Source organism: Pedococcus sp. P1_H8, assembly GCF_056405175.1.
The window spans coordinates 1-20,733 of the sequence record NZ_JBFUCP010000018.1; the positions used below are offsets into that span (position 1 = coordinate 1).

The 20,733-nt window shown below is 72.4% G+C and carries 10 protein-coding genes; 7 read left to right on the forward strand and 3 right to left on the reverse strand.

Annotation, left to right across the window (positions count from 1 at the left end):
* The 5 genes from AC1DYG_RS18360 to AC1DYG_RS18380 form a co-directional block, all read left to right on the forward strand.
* The coding region (locus AC1DYG_RS18360) for a DUF6603 domain-containing protein (protein WP_477641308.1) at positions 1 to 5,293 on the forward strand (5,293 nt) is incomplete at its 5' end.
* Positions 5,290 to 7,383, forward strand: coding sequence for a hypothetical protein (locus AC1DYG_RS18365; RefSeq protein ID WP_477641309.1), 2,094 nt, complete (start codon positions 5,290 to 5,292; stop codon positions 7,381 to 7,383). The genes AC1DYG_RS18360 and AC1DYG_RS18365, both read left to right, overlap by 4 nt.
* On the forward strand, positions 7,380 to 8,369 hold the full coding sequence (locus AC1DYG_RS18370; protein WP_477641310.1) for a hypothetical protein: 990 nt from the start codon (positions 7,380 to 7,382) through the stop codon (positions 8,367 to 8,369). The genes AC1DYG_RS18365 and AC1DYG_RS18370 overlap by 4 nt, the downstream gene beginning before the upstream one ends.
* A complete protein-coding gene (locus AC1DYG_RS18375; RefSeq protein ID WP_477641311.1) occupies positions 8,369 to 12,256 on the forward strand; it encodes a hypothetical protein in 3,888 nt (1,295 codons plus the stop codon). Before AC1DYG_RS18370 ends, AC1DYG_RS18375 begins: the two co-directional genes overlap by 1 nt.
* On the forward strand, positions 12,253 to 16,125 hold the full coding sequence (locus AC1DYG_RS18380; RefSeq protein ID WP_477641312.1) for a hypothetical protein: 3,873 nt from the start codon (positions 12,253 to 12,255) through the stop codon (positions 16,123 to 16,125). The genes AC1DYG_RS18375 and AC1DYG_RS18380 overlap by 4 nt, the downstream gene beginning before the upstream one ends.
* A gap of 110 nt (positions 16,126 to 16,235) precedes the next feature.
* Here AC1DYG_RS18380 and AC1DYG_RS18385 read toward each other — a convergent pair whose 3' ends face one another.
* The 3 genes from AC1DYG_RS18385 to AC1DYG_RS18395 are packed head-to-tail and all read right to left on the reverse strand — an operon-like array spanning position 16,236 to position 18,050.
* Positions 16,236 to 17,447: a hypothetical protein gene (locus AC1DYG_RS18385; protein WP_477641313.1), complete on the reverse strand. Its 1,212-nt coding sequence runs from the start codon at positions 17,445 to 17,447 to the stop codon at positions 16,236 to 16,238.
* A 13-nt stretch (positions 17,448 to 17,460) separates the two neighbouring features.
* On the reverse strand, positions 17,461 to 17,778 hold the full coding sequence (locus AC1DYG_RS18390) for a hypothetical protein (protein WP_477641314.1): 318 nt from the start codon (positions 17,776 to 17,778) through the stop codon (positions 17,461 to 17,463).
* The gene (locus AC1DYG_RS18395) at positions 17,775 to 18,050 is read right to left on the reverse strand and encodes a hypothetical protein (protein ID WP_477641315.1); all 276 of its coding nucleotides are present in this window, start codon (positions 18,048 to 18,050) and stop codon (positions 17,775 to 17,777) included. Before AC1DYG_RS18395 ends, AC1DYG_RS18390 begins: the two co-directional genes overlap by 4 nt.
* A gap of 294 nt (positions 18,051 to 18,344) precedes the next feature.
* Between AC1DYG_RS18395 and AC1DYG_RS18400 the strand changes: the two genes are divergently transcribed.
* Both AC1DYG_RS18400 and meaB read left to right on the forward strand, forming a co-directional pair.
* Positions 18,345 to 19,568, forward strand: coding sequence for an acetyl-CoA C-acetyltransferase (locus tag AC1DYG_RS18400; protein ID WP_477641316.1), 1,224 nt, complete (start codon positions 18,345 to 18,347; stop codon positions 19,566 to 19,568).
* Positions 19,569 to 20,531 (forward strand): methylmalonyl Co-A mutase-associated GTPase MeaB, encoded by a 963-nt coding sequence (gene meaB / locus AC1DYG_RS18405; protein WP_477641317.1) that lies wholly within the window; start codon positions 19,569 to 19,571, stop codon positions 20,529 to 20,531.
* Positions 20,532 to 20,733: the final 202 nt, after the last annotated feature.

Sequence of the window (20,733 nt, forward strand, 5' to 3'; positions counted from 1 at the left end):
GACCATCTCGTATGCCGTCGCCGCGGGCCGGCTCGACCTGTCCGCCGAGCTCGCGCTGGCCCCCGACGTCGGGGGCAGGACGGTGACGGTCTCGGTGACCGGAGGCCTGTCGATCACGGCGGCCGGTGTCGTCGCCCCCCTGCTCGACGCCGAGGTGCTCGTCGACGGTCCGGGGCTGCGGCTGCAGGTCGCCCCGACCGTGACCCTCGACTTCGTGCGGAGTGCGCCGGGCACGCCGATCCGGCTCTATCCCGCGGGCGCGGGCCTGGCCGACGTCATCGGAGCAGCCGCCCAGTCAGCCGTCCGGGTCGCCCTGAACGAGGTCCTCGGCCACCGCAACGACGGGGCGGCCACGCCGCTGCGGGCGGTCGCCAGGGCGCTGCACGAGCTCGGCTCCGGGCTGGACCTGCTCGTGGCCGACCAGTTCACCGACGGGCGGATCGAGGCCTTTGTCAGCCCCAGCCCCGCGGCATACCTCGAAGGGCACCTGGCCGGTGTGGTCACCTCCGGCCTGTCGGCGCTGGCCCAAGCACTGGACCCGACCGGCACGCTGGTCCGGGTCGACCCGGTCGCCCTGGGCGTCCGGCGGATCACGTTCGGGACGGTCACGCAGATCCACCTCGACCTCGACTCCACGACGCCCTCGCTGACGATCGGCGGGGACGTGGCGCTGCGCGACAGCGGCGCCAACCTCATCGGCCACATCGCCCTCGAGGGCCTCACCCTCTCGCCGCAGGGCGTGCGCGTCGTCCTGCGCGCGGGACCGTTCTCCATTCCGGCCGGGCCGGTGGTGCTCCGGCCGATCGCCGTCATCCGGGCCGGCTTCACCGCCGAGGACGGCTTCGTCCCACTCGTCGGCGTCGGCGTCGGCCTCGACGCCGCCGGGGCGCAGTCGGTCGAGGTCCGCTTCGGGCCGACCGGCGTCGACGTGGCTGCGGTGACCCGCGTCGCCGGCGTCGAGACCGGCGCCGACCTGACCCCGGCAGGCGTGGCGCCGCGGGTCCTCGGGGTCGCGCTCGACCTCGCCGCCAGCGTGCTCACCGAGCAGCTCGGCACCGTCGTCACCGACCGGGCCACCGGCATGCTCCAAGGCGTCGTCTTCACCGGCGGCGGACGCCAGATCGACACCACCCTCTTCGGCGACTTCGAGCACCCGGAGCGGCTGCTCCACCGCCTCCAGGTGCTGCTGTGGAACTGCGCCACCGACCCCGCCCACGGCGTCAATCCGGTGCGTCCGCTCGGCGTGACCATCGACGGGGCCGTCAAGATCTCGCTCGCGAGCGAGGACCTCGGCGGCGGGCAGAAGCAGATCGGGCTCAACGTGACGCCGGTGGGCGACTTCGCCTTCCCGACCTCCGGCGTCAACGTCGTCCTGCGGGCCGACGCGTCCTGGATCGACGACGACGTCCTGCCCGGTCTGTCGATCTTCGTCCTCAAGGGCACGAACGTCGACGACCTCGTGATCTCCCCGGCCTTTACAGTGGCGGGCGTCGGCGTCCGGATCACCAAGCCCGCGGGTCCGCTCCTCGAGCTGGGCTCGATCGCGCTGGACGGCATCGGCCTGTCGATCTATGCCGCGGTCAACCCGGACGGCGTCGGCGGCGGGGCCCAGATCGAGCTGGTCGGGCTCGCGGTCGCCCCCGGTGGCGGTGGCGACAACGGCGTGGCGAACAACATCATGAACGACGTCGGGTCCGCCAGCCAGAACAACCGCCCCAACTTCAGTCCCGCCCTGTCGGTCCAACGACAACCCGGACCCGGCCAGCAGGTCAAGGTCGGGCTGCGCGCCGGCGAGCCGCCCGGGCCGTGGTGGCTGGTCATCCAGCGACAGCTCGGCCCGCTGTACGTCGACCGGATCGGGCTGGGCGTCGTCGAGTCAGGTGGCAAGGTCACCGAGATCTCGCTGCTGTTCTCCGGCCAGCTGTCCATCTTCGGCCTGACCGCGGCCGTGGACCGGCTGTCGATCACCTGGCACGGCGGCAACGTCCTGTCGATCTCCAGCTGGTCGGTCGACCTGATGGGCTTGGCCGTCTCCGCCGACTTCTCGGGCCTGGCCATCGCGGGCGGCCTGCTCAAGACCGTGGACGGCGACACGACGTCCTACGTCGGCATGCTCATGGGGCGGTTCGCGGCCTACGGGCTGTCGGTCTTCGGCGGCTACTCCGACGACGGCCACGGCCACGCGAGCTTCTTCATCTTCGGTGCCATCAACGGGCCGATCGGCGGTCCGCCGGCCTTCTTCCTCACCGGACTCGGCGGCGGCCTGGGCATCAACCGCGGGCTGGTCATCCCGCAGGACATCTCGCGCTTCGGCGAGTTCCCCTTCATCCGCGCGCTCGACCCGGGTGCCACGCCACCGGCCAACCCGATGGACGAGCTGCACCGCCTGTCGATCTACTTCCCGCACCAGATGGGCAACTTCTGGTTCGCGGCCGGCATCTCCTTCACCTGCTTCAGCCTCATCGACGGCGTCGCGGTCGTCGCCGTGTCCTTCGGCAACGGGTTGACGATCGACCTGCTGGGACTGGCCCGGATGGCCCTGCCGCGGCCGCAGGCGGCCATCGTCTCCATCGAGCTGGCCCTGCTCGTGCACTTCTCGACGAGCGAGGGCGTCTTCCTCATGAAGGCCCAGCTCACCGACAACTCCTGGCTGCTCTACCGCGATGTCCGGCTCACCGGCGGCTTCGCGTTCGCCCTGTGGTGGAAGGGGCCGCTGGCCGGGCAGTTCGTCGTGACGATGGGCGGCTACCACCCCAGCTTCCACCGCGACGGCTACCCCGTGGTGCCGCGGCTGGGGATCGTCTGGCAGATCAGCAGCGTGCTCGTCATCAAGGGCGAGTCCTACTTCGCGCTGACGTCCGAGGCGCTGATGGCCGGCATCAAGGTCGTCGTCTCGCTCGACCTCGGGTGGGTCTGGGCGCGGGTGGAGTTCGGCGCCGACGGCATTGTCTACTTCGACCCGTTCTGGTTCGAGGTCAGTGCCTACGCCCGCATCTCGGCCGGCATCCACATCGACCTCGGCTGGTTCGGGACGATCAGCTTCAGCATCACGCTCGGTGCGAGCATCAAGGTGTGGGGACCGGACTTCGCCGGGCGCGCCGAGTTCGAGATCGGGCCGTGCACGGTCCCCGTCGAGTTCGGTGGCTCGAAGGCGCTGCCGCCGCCCATGCCGTGGACGGCGTTCGTCGCGAAGTACCTCGAGGCCTCGGGCAGCTCCGCCCGCACCCTGTCGGCCATCACCGGCAAGGGCACGCTGCCCACTGCAGCCGGGGGCCAGACGGGCGCGCCCTCCTCCGACGGCACCCCGGCTCTGCCGTTCCGGGTGTTCGCCGAGTTCGAGCTGACCATCACGACGAGTGCACCGGCGACTGCATTCTCCTTTGGTGCCACCACTTTCCAGGTCCCCATCCTCCGGGCCGGCCAGTCCACGCGGCTCGGCCTGTCGCCGATGCAGGCCCACGACCTGACCTCCACGGTCGCCGTGCAGCTGTTTGCGCTCGACCCGGCGACCGGGGTCGCCACCCCCGACGCGCGCCTGAGCAAGCTCGTCACGGGCTTCAACTCCAGCCTCACCAGCCCGCGGTCGGGCAACGACTTCTACCCGGTCGGGGTGTGGGGGCCGCCGGGTGCCGACGTGCCCAACAAGCCGCTCCCGCAGGGTGAAGTCGTCCAGGCCGGCAAGCTCGTCGTCCTGGTCGCGGGCATCGAGGGCGCCGCCGTCGGCCCCCAGATCGACTACCGCCAGGTCAAGGCACGGCCCGAGGACCGCCGCCCCCTGCCGCTCACCGCCAAGGGCACCGACCGCAAGCAGTTCCTCAACGTCGCCAAGGCCCTGGACGACGGGCCCGTCAAGGCGATCGCGTCGGCCGACGACGCCCTCGCCTTGGCCGCCGCACGCCTGTTCACCGAGCGGGGCGGCCTGCCGCGTGGCGGGCACAGCGCGGTGGCCCGCGCGGCATACCGGCTGGACCACACCGCACCACCGATGTTCGGCACGCTGACCGACGGTCTGGCCCCGGCCAACGTCGACAAGGGGGTCAAGACAGAGCTCGGGCCACCGACTGCACCCGCGCAGCGCGACCCGCGGAGCCCGTTCGTCGCAGGGCACCTGACCTCCGGCGTCGGGGCCGTGATCCGCGCCACCGGCACCACCGTCGCCGACGGCCGGCTCAAGCGCCGCCCGGCCCCGTCGATCGAATCGGTCCACGGGCGGATGGCCCTGCACCTGCCCGTCTCGCTGACCCTCGGAGCGCCGCCGTCCGTCCCGGCCCGTGGCACTGTGCTCGCCTCGGGGTCCGTGCCTCGCACCGATTCCGTCGGGTCCATGCGTTCGTATGCCGCGGGCCCGCTCGGCACCCCCGGCCTCCAGTCCCTCGTCGGTGGGCTTCGCACCGAGGCGCCGCGCGCCTCGGCCCGTGGCCGCCGGTCCGCGGCTCGTGCGGACGCGGCGGCGACCATCCTGCGCAGCGGCGACGTCGTCGCGCTCCAGTGCCCCGACGCCGCCTTCGACGTCGACGACTCCCGGCGTCCGCGCCTGACGGTCACCGGCAAGGCCCGGGTCACCGTCCTGCAGGGACGCAGTGTGCTGTTCGACGACGACGTCGTCGACACGACCGTCGCGGTTCCGGCAGGCGCCACGCACATCGGCCTCCACGCCGACGGCGACGCCGATGCGTCCGACGGGCTGTCGGGCTGGCACGAGGGGACCCGCGTGGCACGCCTGGGCAGCCAGACCGCGCTCGCCGCAGGCTGTGTCGTGTCCTCCGCCGCCAGTGGTGGCACGGGGCTGCTCCAGTGGGACAGCGCAGGTTCCGTCGCCCAGGAGGCGCCCGAGGTGACCACCCGCTTCAGCCGCCCCGTGCACACCGTCGCGGTCGCGCTCACCGGCACGAGCCCCACGACCCTCGACCCGACCGAGCTGCGCCTCGTCGGTGGGCACGTGGCGACCGACCGCGCCGGGGTCGAGCGCCCACCCCAGGCGGTCTCCCTCGGCTCGACCAGCGTGCTCGTGTATGCCGTCGTGCCCGAGAAGGACGCCACGTCGATGTCCGTGGTGGTCACGGCGGGTTCGGCCTGGGTCGTCTCCGGCGTCGTCGGCTCCGACCTGGCACCGGAGGAGCTTGCGGCGGTCCTGGCTGCCCGCGGTCTGTCGGCCGCCACCGCCAAGGTGCTCGCCGTGGCGGGTCCGGGGTGCCAGGTCACCTGGGCGGCCCCCGGCCAGGCGCGTTCCGGCGGGCCGAGGCGACCTCGGGCGGCTGCACAGTCCCGCGCACGGAAGAAGGCCAAGCCATGACGATGCAACCGGGCCACTTCCAGCTCTACACGAAGTTCTCGCCGGCCCTCACTGCGGGCAACTACAAGTTCACGACCAACCAGAACCTCGCGGCGGTCGGCAAGGACGGGGCCCTCGGCGCGGGCGACCTGCCCGTCGCCCGGCTCGACACCCACGTCACCGTGACCTCGCCGCGCTACCTCCTGCCGCCCGACCAGGCCCTGTCGACCTACCCGCCCGCCAGCACCGAGGGCGCCTACGGCTCCCGGCTGCCGCAGGTCGTCATCAAGCGCCGCACGCTGCCCTGGGAGCGGGCGGTCGCGGGTGCGCCGGCCGGCACTCCGTGGCTGGCTCTCGTGGTCTTCGCCGAGGGTGAGGCCGAGGTGCTCACCAACGTCGACGTCGCCCAGTGCGTCACCTCGGGCGTCAGCCTCCCCGGGGCGCCGGACGTCGCCAAGGGCTCGTGCCTGGTGATCCGCAAGTCGATGGTGGACACGATCATGCCGACCCAGAAGGACGTGCCGCTGCTCGTCCACGGACGCCAGGTCGACCTCGACGACACCGAGCTGATGATGGGCGACGACGACGGCTTCCTCGCGGTCGTGATCGCCAACCGGCTGCCCCTGGCCGTGACGGACTCCGAGGGCAAGGAGGTGCCGGTCAAGTACAACGCGTGCCTGGTCAACCTCGAGGGCCAGTTCGACCAGCTGCTGCCGCAGGCGCCGCCGCACCGTCTCTTCACCGACCACCTGGTCCTGGAGACCGGCTACTACCAGTACACCCAAGCGGCCTACGACCAGAAGCTCATGGGGATGACGACGAGCGCGACGAAGGTCGGGCTCCCCGCCCATGGTGAAGCCATCGATGACGCTGTCGGCCCGGCCGCGGACCCGGCGGACCCGGCGAACCTGGGGGGTCCCGCCGCGGGACCGGCGCCCCGGGCCGCCCAGGTCGCCACCCACTACGCCGCGACGGTGAGCCCCGAGACGACGACCAAGGCCTACACGGGGTCCACGTCGTGGGTGGCCGGCAAGGCGGGCTCGGAGATCTCCAAGGACGTGTTCGTCTCGGCCGTCTCGGACCACATCATCCTGGCGCTCGACCCGGTGCTGCGCTTCCCGGTGCTGCTGCGGTGGAGCTTCACCTCGGTCGGCAAAGCGACCTTCGAGCAGCTCATGAAGCACGTCGACAACGGGCTGCTCGGCACTCGAGGAGTCACCCCCAAGGAGCCGGAGGGCCGGGCTCCCCTCGAGGTCACCGAGACCGGTCACGTCGGCCTCGACCAACGCACACGACGCGGTGACCTGGTCCGCGCGTGGTACCGGGGACCGCTGCTCCCACACCCGGCCGACCTCGCCAGCCCGCGCCTGCCGCTCGCCCACACCGGTGACCAGCTGCGGTCGGTCATCCCCGACGGCCGCGAGGACCTGTCGCTCGCTGCGGCGTTCGAGATCGGCAGGCTGCTCGCGCTGAGCCAGCCCTCGATGGTCGCCGCGCTGCTGGAGTGGCGCCAACGCGACTACCAGGTGGCGCGCGGGCACGCGATCTGGGACGGGGTGATCGCCGGCCTGGGCATCACCGGTGTCGTGATGAACGCGGCGCCGAGCCTGGGGATCATGCTGTCCCGCGCCTTCGCCGGAGCCGCAGCGTCCGCCCCCGGTGCCGTCATCGGGCCGCCGCGCCAGCTGGTCACGCCGGGCGCTCCGATGGAGCTCGCAGGCGAGGGACTGGCCACGGTGCTCCAGCACTTCGGCCTCGACCTCGCTGCCGACGTGGACCTCCCTGCGCTCCTGCACACCCTGCGGGAGACCGAGGTGCCGCGGATGCCGCTCTCCGACCTCACCCGCCCGGCCGCGAACGCGGCGCTCACCTCGGCCCTGCGCACCGCTCACGAGCGCACCGTCTCGCAGTTCGTCGCCGGCGCCCTGTCCACCCAGATCATGACCGGACCCGGGATGGCGGCCGGGCTCGCCGGCACCCCGGGAGTGCCCGGCGGCATCATCGGCGGCGTTCCCGTGATCCCCCACGGCGCACCCCAGGACGAGGGTGAGGACCCGCTCGACAGGGCCCTGCACGACCGTGCCCCGCACGACCGGACGGAGGAACCGTGAAGCTCGACGTGCCCACGATGGTCCTCGACCTGCCGCTGCGGCTGAGCGAGGCGATCGCCGTCCCCACGACGGTCGAGGACGACGATGCAGACTCGTCCATCCCTGCTGCGCTGCGCGCCTGGCTGGTCCGGCTCCGGCTCCTGGAGGGGGTGCCGTTCGCCAACCTCGTCGCCGACAGCGAGCTGCTGCCGCCGGAGTCGATCCGGTGGTTCTACCTCGACCGTCGCTGGACCGACGCCCTGGTCATGGGAGCGCTGTCGGTCGGCACCGTCAACAGCGATGACCGCACTCAGCTCACCGCCGCCTACGACGCGATCCGCACCGAGCTGGACCAGGAGGAGCGCAACGCGCGGCGGCACCCGGGTCAGCCACGGTACGGCGGTGCGGTCGACGCGGTCAGTGGCTTCCTGCTGCGCTCCCAGGCCGTCTCGGGGTGGCCGGGCCTGCACGTCCGGGCGATGACGCTCGACCCGATCGACGAGGCCGACAACCGCTTCGTCCCCGAGGACGACCCCAACCGGATGCGGCTGCTGCGGCTCGAGCGACTGGCTCCCGCAGTGCTGTTCTGCCTCTTCGACGGCATTCCCTCGGTCGTCCACGTCGAGGAGCCGCGGCAGGGCGTCCAGTTCGGCTTCGACCCCGGCGAGGTCGGCGGGTCGTTCAGCTACATCCCTCGCGACGTCAACACCTTCGCGGACCTCGAGAAGCCGGGCGGTGCCCCGGTCATCCTCGACGTGCCCTTCCGCGCCACCGAGGGCGCCACGGGAGTCATCGACATCCAGCAGGTGCAGAAGGACCTCGTCAACCTGACGGCGACCCACGTGGGAGGCAGCCTCGACGCCGCGGAGTATGCCCTGCAGCTGCTCCGCTTTCCCTACCGGCAGGTCTTCGGGGACCCTCGCGGCGTGAGCCTCGGCACGGTCTTCAAGGCCTCCGTCGTGTATACCAAACAGGTCAACGACACGTTCAAGCTCGGAGGCGTGTGATGGCCGGCTTCGACCTGACCCCAGAGCGCCTCGCCAAGAGCGTCTACACCGACCGCTTCGCCGCCCTTGCGCGAGCCGACGTCGACCTCGCCACCTGGAAGACGTGGGACAAGTACCTCGTCCGCGAGAAGCGGATCCTCGTGCCCGTCGACGTCCAGGCCTACGTCGTGCCGGTCGGCGGAACCGAGCCGTGCGTCGATGTCGCCGGTGTCGACGGGGACCCGGCGCCCTTCGACCCGGGCGCGGCCCGGCCGGGCGGGGTGCACCTCCACTGGGCGCTGCCGGACGCGTTGCTGCGCGGCGAGAACGACCCGGTCACCAAGAAGGTCAAGCTGCCCCGGCTTCCTGACCGGTGGGTCGTGGTCCGCACGCTGCTGCCAGAAGGTGCGCGGGCGGCATACGCCTCGGGCTGGGTCCTGGATGCCGTCACCGGCGGCGTCACGCCGCTGTCCACGTATGCCGGGACCGTCCCGCCCGGCGCGTTGCCGCTCGACGGCGGGGTGCCGATGGAGGTGCTCGACGGCGGGGCCCGCGGCAGCCTGATGTGGACGGCGACCTACCTGGGTGCGATCAACCGGTTCGCCCTCCACGACCCGCTCGTCGACCTGCCGGGTGCCGAGGTGGCCCCGCACGGCTTCCACCGGGGCAAGGCCAGCTACACCGTCGCCGGCTGGTGGACCGACTCGGCCGCGGACCCGCTCGCCGGGTCACGCGGGGAGACCAGCGTGCGGGCACGGCTCGCCGAGCTGCGGTGGTGGGTCAGCCCCGACGGCGAGGACGCCGTGGAGTACGCCGAGGACCCCCGGACCGCCAAGCTCGAGCAGTACGCGGGGCTGAAGTCGCCCCGGACCTACGCACCCACGACGATGCAGACCCCCTACGCGAAGTCGACGACGACCTACAGCTCGGTCGCCCCCGAGGTCGCGATGCCCGTCGCCGACGTGGCGGGGGTGACCGTGGGGATCGGCGCCACGCGCTACCACACGATGCTGCACGGCTCGGTTATCGGCGTGCCCGTCGACGGCACGGCCGGCGGTGCCGACGACCGGCCGGACCCCTCGACCCTCGCGGCGAGCCTGGGCACGGACATCGATGACATCGTGTCGGCTTTCGCGGCGCCCGCCCTGGGGATCGACCCGGCGAAGCGCCTGAGCGCGGAACGGCTGTGCGCGGCCTTTACCGGTGACCTGCTCGGGCGGATCGGCACACCGGACGGGCTCTCCGACCTCGCCGACCAGGAACACGGCAACGGCTTCTGGGCGCTGCCCGGGCGCGCCGTCGCGGGGGCGAAGGCGGACCGGCTGCGGACCGAGGACTCGACACCCTTCGGCCCCCTGGCCGTGGGTCGCAAGGGCCGGGCCGCTCACCAGCCGGCCAAGGGGTCCGGGGTGCCCAAGGGCACCAAGGTCGGCTGGCGCGGCGTCTCCCCGATGACCAGCGGCAAGCACGCCACGGCGCGCGACGAGGCCCGCAGCGAGGAGCGAGGCGAGCGCGACGACCCGGGAGCGGGAACGCGCAAGGGCGGCACCAGCACCCCGCCTCCCGCAAGTCGCGACGTCGTCCGCGCCGCGCCCCGGGTCTTCCGTCCAGCCCCCCTCATGGTGGGTCTGCGCGGGGCCCACCCCTCGGCGCGGCACCACGGAGACGGGATGTTCGACGATCAGGGGCTGCTGCGCTGCCGCTTCCCGGGCGAGGTGTCGCCGTCGATCGACGGCACGGTCGACGGGCGCTCGGTCCTGCCGACCCTCGGCAGTGGAGCCGTGCCCAGCGAGGTCACCCGAGTGGTCCGCGAGGCGATCATCTTCGACGGCTACTCGGTCGGCTGGCTGGCGGCGTCCTCCGGGCGCAAGGGGGCAGAGGTGCGGGCGATCGAGGCGCGTCTGACCGCCGAGATGCTGCGGCTCTACGGCACGACGGCTTCGTATGACGGGTCCGGCACCGGTCTGGTCGCAGAGGCCGCGCGCGCCCGGATGCCGCGGGCGGCGGCCCAGGACTCCTGGTCGGGCTACTCACAGCTCGAGGAGGTCACGACCGTCCAGGTCGCTGCCGAGCTGTCGCGGTTCTCCCTCGTGGCCTGGAGCCCGCCGAGCCCGATCGCCATCACGACGTGGCGCCAGCCGTGGGCTCCCCTCTGGCTCGAGTGGCGGGTCGAGCTGACCGGCACCGAGGACCTGGCCGGGTGGTCATTGGTGGACGGCGACCTGCGCCGCACCGATCCCGTCGTCGGCGCAACGCGGACCCTGACCGGACGCAGCCCGCTGACCACTGGGGTCGGGGAGTCGCTCACGACGGCCATGGCCAAGTGGCTCGAGCTGGAGAACGCGCGTGACCTGGCCTCGCCGAGCCAGTCCCTGATCCCTGACCCGGACGAGAGCGTCCTGGCCGCCGTGGCCAACCTGGTCCGGCCGCTGGACCTGTGCTCGGCCTCCTTCGACGGCATCCGGGAGCAGCTGCTCGGGATCGCGTACGAGGGGTTCGTCCAACGGGTCCGGGGGACCGACGGGGTCAACCGGCCGCGTGCGACGGGCCTGCCGGTGCCGCTCTTCGGTGGCGCGCTCTCGGTGCTGGACCTGCGGCTGGTCGACGCCTTCGGCCGGGTGGTCGACGTCCCCCTGACCGGGCTCGCCCGGACGAGCACCCAGGAGCTGCCCACGGAACCGACCGGCGTCCTGTTGCCCCCTCGGATCCAGAACAGCGCCCGGTGGCTGCTCCGGCTCGTCGACCCGGCCTACCCGCTCGACCAGGATCCCGCCGACGCCCCCGAGGCCTACGTCGACCAGCTCCGGGCCACGCTCGCCGTGACCCCGGTGTCCGGCTTCCTGCTGCCCGACCACATCGACGAGGCGCTGGAGGTGTTCGACCGCGACGGTCACCCACTCGGGCAGCTCGAGCACGACTCCTTCAGCGTCGACGACGGCCCCGGTTCGGTGCGCTGGGACCCCGCGCCCGGACGGCCCATCCCTCCGGACGCTGGGCCGCTGACCGACATCCCGCCCCACGCGCAGCACGCAGCCCTGTTCGCCGCCGGGCTCGTCCAGGCTGACATCGAGGCCCGGCAGGCGGCGGCCCCGCCGTCGTGCAGCGCGCTGTCGGCCCTGCTGCGCGCCATCGACTCGACCCTGTGGACGGTCGACACGTTCGCCGCCATCGGGACGCCGACGATCGCCGGGCTGGTCGGGCGCCCGGTCGCCGTCGTGCGGGCCACGTTGCGGTTGGACGCGCCCGACGACGTCGACGAGGTGCAGGTCGACGAGGCCGGCGGGCCGGCCGCGCGCGCGGCGGCATACGCATCGCTCGAGGCGCACGCGTTCCCGTTCCGCATCGGCGAGCTGGGGCGCAGTGACGACAGCGTCCTCGGCTTCTTCGTCGACGACGACTACACGCGCTTCCACGTCGTCGACAAGGTCGTGGCCGACTCGGCCCTGGCCTCCGGGCCACGGACCGGGTTCCTCGGCAGGCTCGGCGACACGCCGGAACAGGACCCGATCGAGCACGGCTATCTCGTCCTCGAGGACACCCTGACGATCCGGATCGGCCAGACCCTGCGCCTGACGATCCTCATGCTGCCGGCCGGCAAGGTGCACCTCACCTCGGGCATCCTGCCGCGCAAGGCCCTGGAGCTGGCCGACACCTGGGTCGGCCCCGGGCTGGCCGCGATGGTGCCGTCGATGCGCGTGGGGCCGCTGCTCGTCGACCCGGCCGAGATCCGGCTGCCCAACGTCGCCTCGCTCGGCGGCAAGCAGCAGTTCACCCGGCGCACCGGACCGATCACCTGGAAGGACGACCCGATCCTCGCCTCGACCACCAACGCGTACCTGCCCAAGATGCCGCACGAGGTCCAGGAGGGCTGGATCCGCGTGGCGCCCGACGAGGAGGACAGCCCGTGACCGGCAAGCGGCGGGCACCCTTGGGGTCCGCGGCGCAGCGCGAGGCGATGGCGGCCGGACTGCGCCGTGAGGCGCGTCGCGCGGGCAAGCGCGGCCTCGCCGCCGACCGCGCGGCCCGGGAGGCACAGCTGCTCCGGGGGGTGGACCGGGTGGCGCTCGAGGAGGCCATGCGGTCGGTCCTCGCCGCGCGTGAGGAGGCGGCTCCCGACCGGCCGCACGCCGATGGACCGGACGCCTCCCACGCGGCGGACGCTTCCCACGCGGCGGACGCCGCGCGCGCTGACGCGCCTGACGCGCCTGACGCGCCCCACGCTGCGGATGCCGCCCTCGCCTTTCCTTCAGCGGTGGACCCCGCAGGCCGCTGGGTGCCCATCGGGCCCTCCGTCGTGCGGCGCGGCCAGGCCGTCGACCGGCCACGGGTCGCCGGCCGGATCCGCGACATCGCGGTGGACGCGACAGGGCGGCGAGCGTATGCCGCGACCGCCCAGGGCGGGGTCTGGTACACCGACGACGGCGCGGCGACGTGGTCGCCGGTCGGTGGGTGGTCCGAGCGGCGAAGGATCCGCGGGGGCGCGGTCAACGCCCAGGCGTGCGGCTGCCTCCTCGTGGACTTCAACGCGATGCCGCTGCTGGACACCGTGCTGGTCGGCACCGGCGAGCCCAACTTCCTGCCCGTGGGGACGGCCGCGCCGACGGGCGAGACGACGATCGACGGGGTCGGCGTCCTGGCGGCGATCGGCCCGACCTTCCCGCCCGGCCAGGCCGAGCCGTGGGAGCCCGACACCGGCATCGCCGCCCTGGAGGGTCTGGGCATCTTCAAGCTCCTCCGCAGCCCGGCGAGCACCCCCGGTCAGGCCACCGCCGGCGCCACCCAGGACGTCGTCATCGCCTGCACGACCAACGGCGCCTTCCTCGGCCGGCGGCAGTCGTTGCCTGCGGGCGGTGGCAACCCGGTGCGCGACGGGTACCTCTGGCAGCCACTGGCAGCGGTGAGCACGGCCTTTCCGGCCGCGCCCATCTCGGACGGTGTCTGGCTGCCCGGCGGGCGACTGGTCCTCGCCGTCTCGGGCCAGGGTCTTGCCTTCAGCGACAACCTCGGCGCCGCGGTGACGCCGCTGCCGCTGACCAACCCGGTCGCGATCACCGGCCACATCAGCCTCGCAGCGACGGGCAACACGGTCTATGCGATCAGCGAGACCGGCGGCAACCCCGCCCTGTGGCGGGTGGCCGATGCAACGGTCGCCGCCCCGACGGCCGACGACGTCGGCACCCCGGGCGGAGCCGGAGGGGTCCCGGCGACGCTGTGGGGGACCCAGCGCGACTACGACCAGTGCATCGCCGTCGACACCGTCGGGGCGGTCCACCGCGTCTACTTCGGTGGCAGCTCCTTCTCCTACGGTCCCGCGGACGGCGACTGGGGCGCGAGCCTCTACTGCTTCGACGTCGCCGCCTCAGGCGTGGCGGCACCGCCGTTCGTCCTCCAGGCCACGGTGGGTGTCTCCTCGGCGGCCGTCCTGCCCGGTGGTGACGGCGCGACCGCAGCCGGAGCCATCGGCAACAACGTCCACGGCGACGTGCACCGGCTGGTCCTCACGGGCAACGCACCGCCGCGCCGTCAGGTCTGGGCAGCGACAGACGGTGGCGTCTTCGTCTCCGACCGCTCGGGACGGGTCGGCACGTTCGCGGCCTGCAACACCGGGCTCGCCTCGCTCCAACCGGTCTTCGTCCGCAGCCACCCGGTCAACGGACACCTCGTCGCCACCGGATGCCAGGACAACGGCAGCCAGGTACGCATCGGCGACTCGGTCTGGGACGAGCCGTTCACGGGAGACGGCGGCGGGGTCGCGTTCCACCCGACCGCCTCGCACCTCCTGGTCCGGCAGTTCAACCTCGCCCGGTGGTACTGCACGTCGACGACGGCCTTCGTCGATCCGATGACCCGCAACCCCGGCGAGCCGAGCCGAGTGTTCGGCATCGGCGGCGAGGGCACCAACAACTGGTCCAGCTTCTACTCGGGGGCCGCGACGGTGCGCGTCCCCCCGGTCGGCGCCAACCCGCCCACCGGGCGGCTCGCGATCGGCACGTATCGGGTCTGGCTCACCGACGACCTCGGGGTCGGGGTCGGACCGAACACCTGGCGGGCCATCCCCTACCCCAACGGGGTGGCGGCGGACGGCCGCCCCGGGCTCAACGGCGCCGCGAACGCCGCCCAGATGCAGATCGGCCTCACGGCGCCGCTCCTCGGCACGATCATCACCCTCGCGTGGGTGTCGCCGACCCAGTTGCTCGTCCTCTACACCGGTGGCATCGTCCGTTTCACCGAGGCCCCGCCGGGGACCTGGGCCTCGACGACCTGGTCGATCACCAGCGCCGCTGTCGCGATCCCGCGCACCACGACGCTGACCGACGTCGCGGCGGTGCCAGGCACCCAGGACTTCTACGTCGCGACGACCGGGGTGGTCGGCGGTCCCGACGAGACCCTCTGGTTCTTCAACAACGCCGACAACCGCTTCAAGCGCACCACCCTGCGCCGTCAGCTGGACGCCGGCGGGGCGGTGAACAGCGGCCCGCGCGACCCCGTCTTCTCCGTCGTCGTCGACCCCGGCGACGCAACCGGCAACACGGTGTATGCCGGGACCGTCACCGGCGTCTGGCGGGGCACCCGCACCAACAACACCACCGGTGCCCACACGTGGGTTCCCTACGTCAACGGGCTGCCCCAGGCGACCGTGCAGGACCTCGACATCTGGCGCGACCCGGGCGGCGCCCTGTCGGCACCACGGTTGCTCCGGGCGGCCGTCCAGTCGCGGGGGGTGTGGGAGGTCGACCTGGCGCGAAACGCCGTGCCGCAGACGTGGATCCGTTCGCACCGGTTCGACGACCGGCGCAACCCGCTGACCGTCCACACCGACCCTCTGGCGGCGCCGCCGGCGCTCCCGGCCTCGCTCGGGGCGAGCCCGGACATCGCCGTCCGGCCGAGGTGGCCGGTCGCGGCCACCCCGGTCTTCCTGCCCGCCCCGGCCATCACGACACTCAACGCGCCGGCCTACGACGTGTGGACCTTCCAGACGGCCTTCAGGTGGCTGCATCCCAGCGTCGTGGCCAACGGCCAGTTCTCCGATGCGCTCGGTCGGCTCGTGGCGCTGCACCGCACCCAGATGGCCCCGGCGAAGAGCGCGGTTCCGCAGATCGACGCGGCGGTCTGGGCCGATGTGGTGGGCGGTGTGCGCGTCAAGGCCGACGGCACGGTGACCACCGACACCGCCGATCCGCGGGCGGTCTACCGCGCCCCGTGGCAGACCCCGCGCGCCGCCACCGTGACGGCGACCGAGGCGGACCTGCTGGACCTCGTGCCACGCAACGTGGTCAACGACATGTGGACCGTCTTCCGCGAGCCGTCGACCGTCGACGTCCTCGTCCACCACCGTGATGCCATCGGGCTGCGCGCCAACCAGGGTTTCGTCGTCCTGTTGTGGCGCGCGGGGGCGACGCCGTCGGACCTGCTGGCCCTGTCGGTGACCTCGCTCCTGCCGTTCCTCACGGCGGCTGCGGCCGGGACGGCGCAACCGGTGCCGGCCGGCTGGAACCTCGCCACCGGTGGTGGCGGGATCACCTGGCGCACGGTGCCGACGGCAGTCGACGCCCGAATGCCGCGAGCGGTGTCCATCGACGTCGACCTCACCCCCGTGCCGAACAAGCAGCAGGTGCTCTTCCTCGCGTTCGTCGGCTCCATCGGTGCCGGCGAGGTGTTCGTGCCACCCACCATCGCGCCGGGTGCGGTCGTCCCGCCGACCACCGTCGCCGAGCTCGTGCGGTTCTGCCCCTATGCCGCCGCGCGCATCGTCCACATCGAGAACCGTCCCACCTGACGCCCCTGCACCCCCACCCCGCCGCTACTTCATGCAAAAGGCGAGTTAGCGCCACCCCAAAGGGTCCCGAGGCGGCGCTACCTCATACAAAAGGCGAGGTAGCGACGGCGTCAGGAGCGGAAGACGACGACGCGTGGCTCGATGTTGCGGCGGTCCTGGCCGCCCTGCAGCGTGTAGCCGCTGGCGACCCACGAGGTCGTCCGCGTCGGGTGCGCGCGACAGGCGACGTAGTCGCCCCACTTCCCGGCCTGCGGCGAGTGGGTCGAGGTCGCCGTCGTCTTCGTGGCCCACGTGTTGGCCTGCTGGTCGAGGACGCCGACGGCGTGCGCCGGCTGGGTGGGGCCGCCGAAGAACGCGGTGAGACCGATGCCGCCACGCTTGTTGGGAGCTGCCGCCGGATAGGCCCAGGCGCCGTTCTGGCTCCAGAGGTCCGGCTCGGCCACCACGCCCAGCGACTGCTCGTCCAGCGTCACGCCGCGGATGTAGGGCTGCGGTCGACCCGGGCCCCGCCCGGCACTCCACAGGAAGCCGAGCCTGCCTCCGGCCCGCCAGGCGCCGGTGATCCGGTCGTCGCATCGGCTGAGCCACGGCTGGCCGTCCGGCCCGAGCGAGCGGTAGTCGCTGTCGTTCCACGGCGTGACCGGGATGGTCCACGCGCTGACGTTCGTTGCATCGTCCGGCCACTCGAAGAGCCGGAGGGACCGGCGCGCCTGGTCGTTGCCGGCGAACCACATCGAGGAACTCGCTCCGGAGACCAGGCGCAGCGAGCCGACCGCGGTGGTCGACCAGTGCCGCCTAGTCAGGGGACCGGTCCGGGTCAGGTCGGCACGCGCATACCGGATGACTCCGGCCCGCACCCACCGGTCGGAACCGTCGTAGTGGTTGAAGGTCAGCCACAGGTTCTTGGTGCTGACCGCGAGGTCGGGGAAGTCGAACCACACGTCGGTCCAGGTCGGGTCGAGATCGGCCGGCGCGACGTCCCACCAGCGCCACGTCCCCGAGGCGGCGGTCCGGCTGACGGCAAGGCGAAAAATGTTGCTGCGCCCCGATTTCGAGTACTGCAGCAGCCAAACCCAGAGGCGCTGGGTCGGCAGGTACGTGACGAGCTGGTCGCAACAGAACAGGCCGCGGTCGGCGGGGAACTCGGTGAACGGGTTGAGCAGCGACCAGGTCGCACCGCTGTCGGCCGACCTCGTGGCATACCAGTTGCCCGTCACGAACAGGGTTGAGGAGGACACGCCGACCGAGGGCTCGCCGACCGTGCCGGTCTGGGTGCCGGTGGCCGCATCGTCCAGCGCGATGTTCGCGGTGATCGTCACCATGGTTGGGCGCCCCTCACTCGGGGTCGGTCGGCGGGGGAGCGGACGGCGGCGGCGCGACCGGGGCGGCGGGGGGCGTCTCAGGCGGCTTGGGTCCAGGTTTCTTGCGCTTGGCCGACTGCTGCCGGTCGCGTTGGTCCAGCTCGCGGTCGCTGATCGGTATGCCGAGGGCCGGCTCGGCGCCGCCAGGCAGGCCCTCTGCCGCCTCGGCTTCCGCCAGGGCGTCCTCGCGGGGGCGGTCCCGCCTCGTGCGGGAGCGCGCCTGGGTGCCCGCGAGGGGGTCCAGGCCCTCCTGCGTGGCTTCGGTGTAGCCAGCCCGCCGCTTAGTGGTCATCGGCCCCCGTCGCCCCCTGAGCCGTCCCTGGCCAGCGCGGGCTCCATCGGTCGACGCCACTCCACCCGGGCCAGGACCCCCAGCACCACGGCAGCCGCGAGGAACAGGAGGGCGATCGCGCGCTCCGTCCCGCCGCTGCCTGCGTCGCCGCCCTCGCCGCCGAGTCGCTCGATCCAGTCGGGCACCAGCGCCGTCACGACGGCCAGCACGGCACCGATCCCCGCGAGCACCACCTCGGCCCAGAACCGTCTGCGCACCGCACGTCCGCCCATTGCCTGCTCCTCACGATCGGCCGTGCGGCTGAGTCCGCCGCCGTGCGGCTGAGTCCGCCGCCGCTCCCGGTAGAGGCCCCGGCCCCCATCCAAGGATGGACCCCTACCGCCGTCGCGACAAGGTGTTCGACGGGGCGCTCCGGGCCTCGCGCACGGCTGGCGAGATCCGCTGGGGGGCCACCTCGCGGCATACCCGAGTGTGGTCAGGACCACCTGCCCTGGCGGACCCGAGCGTTCGGCGCCGCATTAGAGTGAACGCAGGTAATCCCCAATGGCGCTGGAGGCCTTGTCACCATGTCTGATCGTCCCGTTTCCGTCATCGTCGCGGGTTCCCGCACCCCCATGGGCCGCCTGCTCGGCTCGCTCAAGGATTTCTCGGGCGCCGACCTCGGTGGCTTCGCCATCAAGGGTGCCCTGGAGAAGGCCGGCGTGAGCCCCGACCAGGTCGACTACGTGATCATGGGCCAGGTGCTGCAGGCCGGCGCGGGGCAGATTCCCGCCCGCCAGGCTGCCGCCAAGGCCGGCATCCCGATGTCGGTCCCTGCGCTGACCATCAACAAGGTCTGCCTGTCCGGCATCAACGCCATCGCCATGGCCGACCAGCTGATCCGCGCGGGCGAGTTCGACATCGTCGTCGCGGGTGGCCAGGAGTCCATGACCAACGCCCCCCACCTGCTCGCGAAGTCTCGCGAGGGTTTCAAGTACGGCGACGTGCAGATGCGCGACCACATGGCGTTCGACGGCCTGTGGGACGCCTTCACCGACCAGGCGATGGGGCTGCTCACCGAGCAGGCGAACACCGGTGACCAGGAGTTCACCCGCGAGGAGCAGGACGAGTTCGCTGCCCGCAGCCACCAGCTGGCGGCGCGCGCCTGGAAGGACGGACTGTTCGACGACGAGGTCGTCGCGGTCTCCATCCCGCAGCGCAAGGGCGACCCGCTGGAGTTCAAGACCGACGAGGGCATCCGCGCCGACACCACGACCGAGACCCTCGGCAAGCTCCGTCCGGCCTTCTCCAAGGACGGCACCATCACGGCCGGCACCGCCAGCCAGATCAGTGACGGCGCCGCGGCAGTCGTGGTCATGAGCAAGGCGAAGGCCGAAGAGCTGGGGCTGTCCTGGATCGCCGAGATCGGCGCCCACGGCGTCGTCGCCGGCCCCGACTCCACCCTCCAGCAGCAGCCCGCCCGCGCTATCGCCAAGGCCTGCGAGCGCGAGGGCATCACACCGGCCGACCTCGACCTCGTCGAGATCAACGAGGCCTTCGCCGCCGTGGGCCTGGCCTCGGCCAAGGAGCTGGGCATCGACGTGGACAAGGTCAACGTCAACGGTGGCGCCATCGCCCTCGGCCACCCGATCGGCATGTCCGGGGCCCGGATCGCCCTGCACCTCGCGCTCGAGCTCGGCCGTCGCGGTGGCGGGGTCGGCGCGGCCGCCCTCTGCGGTGGAGGTGGCCAGGGTGACGCCCTCATCGTGCGCGTGCCCAAGACCGACGCCACCACCGACGCCAAGGCCTGAGTGGCCCCCCGCACCGTCGACGTCCCTGCCCTGGTCGAATCGGCCAGGGCAGGGTCGCCTCGTGCCGTCGCGCGGCTGATCTCCCTCGTCGAGGACGGCCACCCGGCCCTGCGTGAGGTGATGGCCGCGCTCGCGCCCCACACCGGCAGGGCGCACATCATCGGCATCACCGGCAGCCCGGGCGTCGGCAAGTCCACGTCCACCAACGCGCTCGTCGGGGCCCTGCGCAAGCAGGGAAAGCGAATCGGCATCCTCGCCGTCGACCCCAGCTCGCCGTTCTCCGGCGGCGCGCTGCTCGGTGACCGAGTGCGCATGCAGGACCACGCCCTCGACCCCGACGTCTACATCCGGTCGATGGCCAGTCGCGGCCACCTGGGCGGGTTGTCGTGGACCACGCCGCAGGCGTTGCGCGTCCTGGACGCTGCCGGGTGCGACGTGATCCTCGTGGAGACCGTGGGGGTGGGTCAGTCCGAAGTGGAAGTCGCCGGACTCGCGGACACCACCATCGTGCTGCTGGCACCCGGCATGGGCGACGGCATCCAGGCCGCCAAGGCGGGCATCCTCGAGATCGGCGACATCTTCGTCGTCAACAAGGCCGACCGCGACGGGGCCGACGCCACCGTCCGCGACATCCGCCACATGATCTCGCTGGGCGATCGCACCGAGCCCAACCTGTGGCGCCCGCCGGTCCTGAAAACCGTTGCGCAGCAGGGTCAGGGAGTCGACGAGGTCATCGAGGCGATCGAGAAGCACACGGCCTGGATGGAGGAGTCCGGTGCGCTGCGTGGGCGCCGCATCCGTCGTGCCGGCGACGAGATCGAGTCGATCGCGCTCCAGGCGCTGCGCGCCAAGATGGGCGACCTGCGCCACGGCAACGGCGTGGACGAGCTCGCCGCCGCCGTCGTGGACGGCACGATCGACCCGTATGCCGCGGCCGACCAGATCGTCTCGGCCCTCGCCTGAGCGCCCCTCCCGCCCGGCGACTGCGGTCTTTGAAGGATCTGCCACGTCCTGAGGTGTGTGCTGTCTACCTAGATGTGGGACACGGATGTCCGGGTAGATGTGGGACATTTTAGGCGGCTTCTCGCAGGCGGCCTTGGTATCGCTTGGTGGGGTCGAGTCGGTGGTGGCCGAGCAGGGTTCCGTCTGGAGCGTAGATGTTTAC

Bases quoted from the DNA above. Each gene is read 5' to 3' on its own strand.
- AC1DYG_RS18385 (WP_477641313.1), bottom strand. From the start codon at position 17,447: ATGGTGACGATCACCGCGAACATCGCGCTGGACGATGCGGCCACCGGC.
- AC1DYG_RS18395 (WP_477641315.1), bottom strand. From the start codon at position 18,050: ATGGGCGGACGTGCGGTGCGCAGACGGTTCTGGGCCGAGGTGGTGCTC.
- AC1DYG_RS18365 (WP_477641309.1), top strand. From the start codon at position 5,290: ATGACGATGCAACCGGGCCACTTCCAGCTCTACACGAAGTTCTCGCCG.
- AC1DYG_RS18375 (WP_477641311.1), top strand. From the start codon at position 8,369: ATGGCCGGCTTCGACCTGACCCCAGAGCGCCTCGCCAAGAGCGTCTAC.
- AC1DYG_RS18400 (WP_477641316.1), top strand. From the start codon at position 18,345: ATGTCTGATCGTCCCGTTTCCGTCATCGTCGCGGGTTCCCGCACCCCC.
- AC1DYG_RS18390 (WP_477641314.1), bottom strand. From the start codon at position 17,778: ATGACCACTAAGCGGCGGGCTGGCTACACCGAAGCCACGCAGGAGGGC.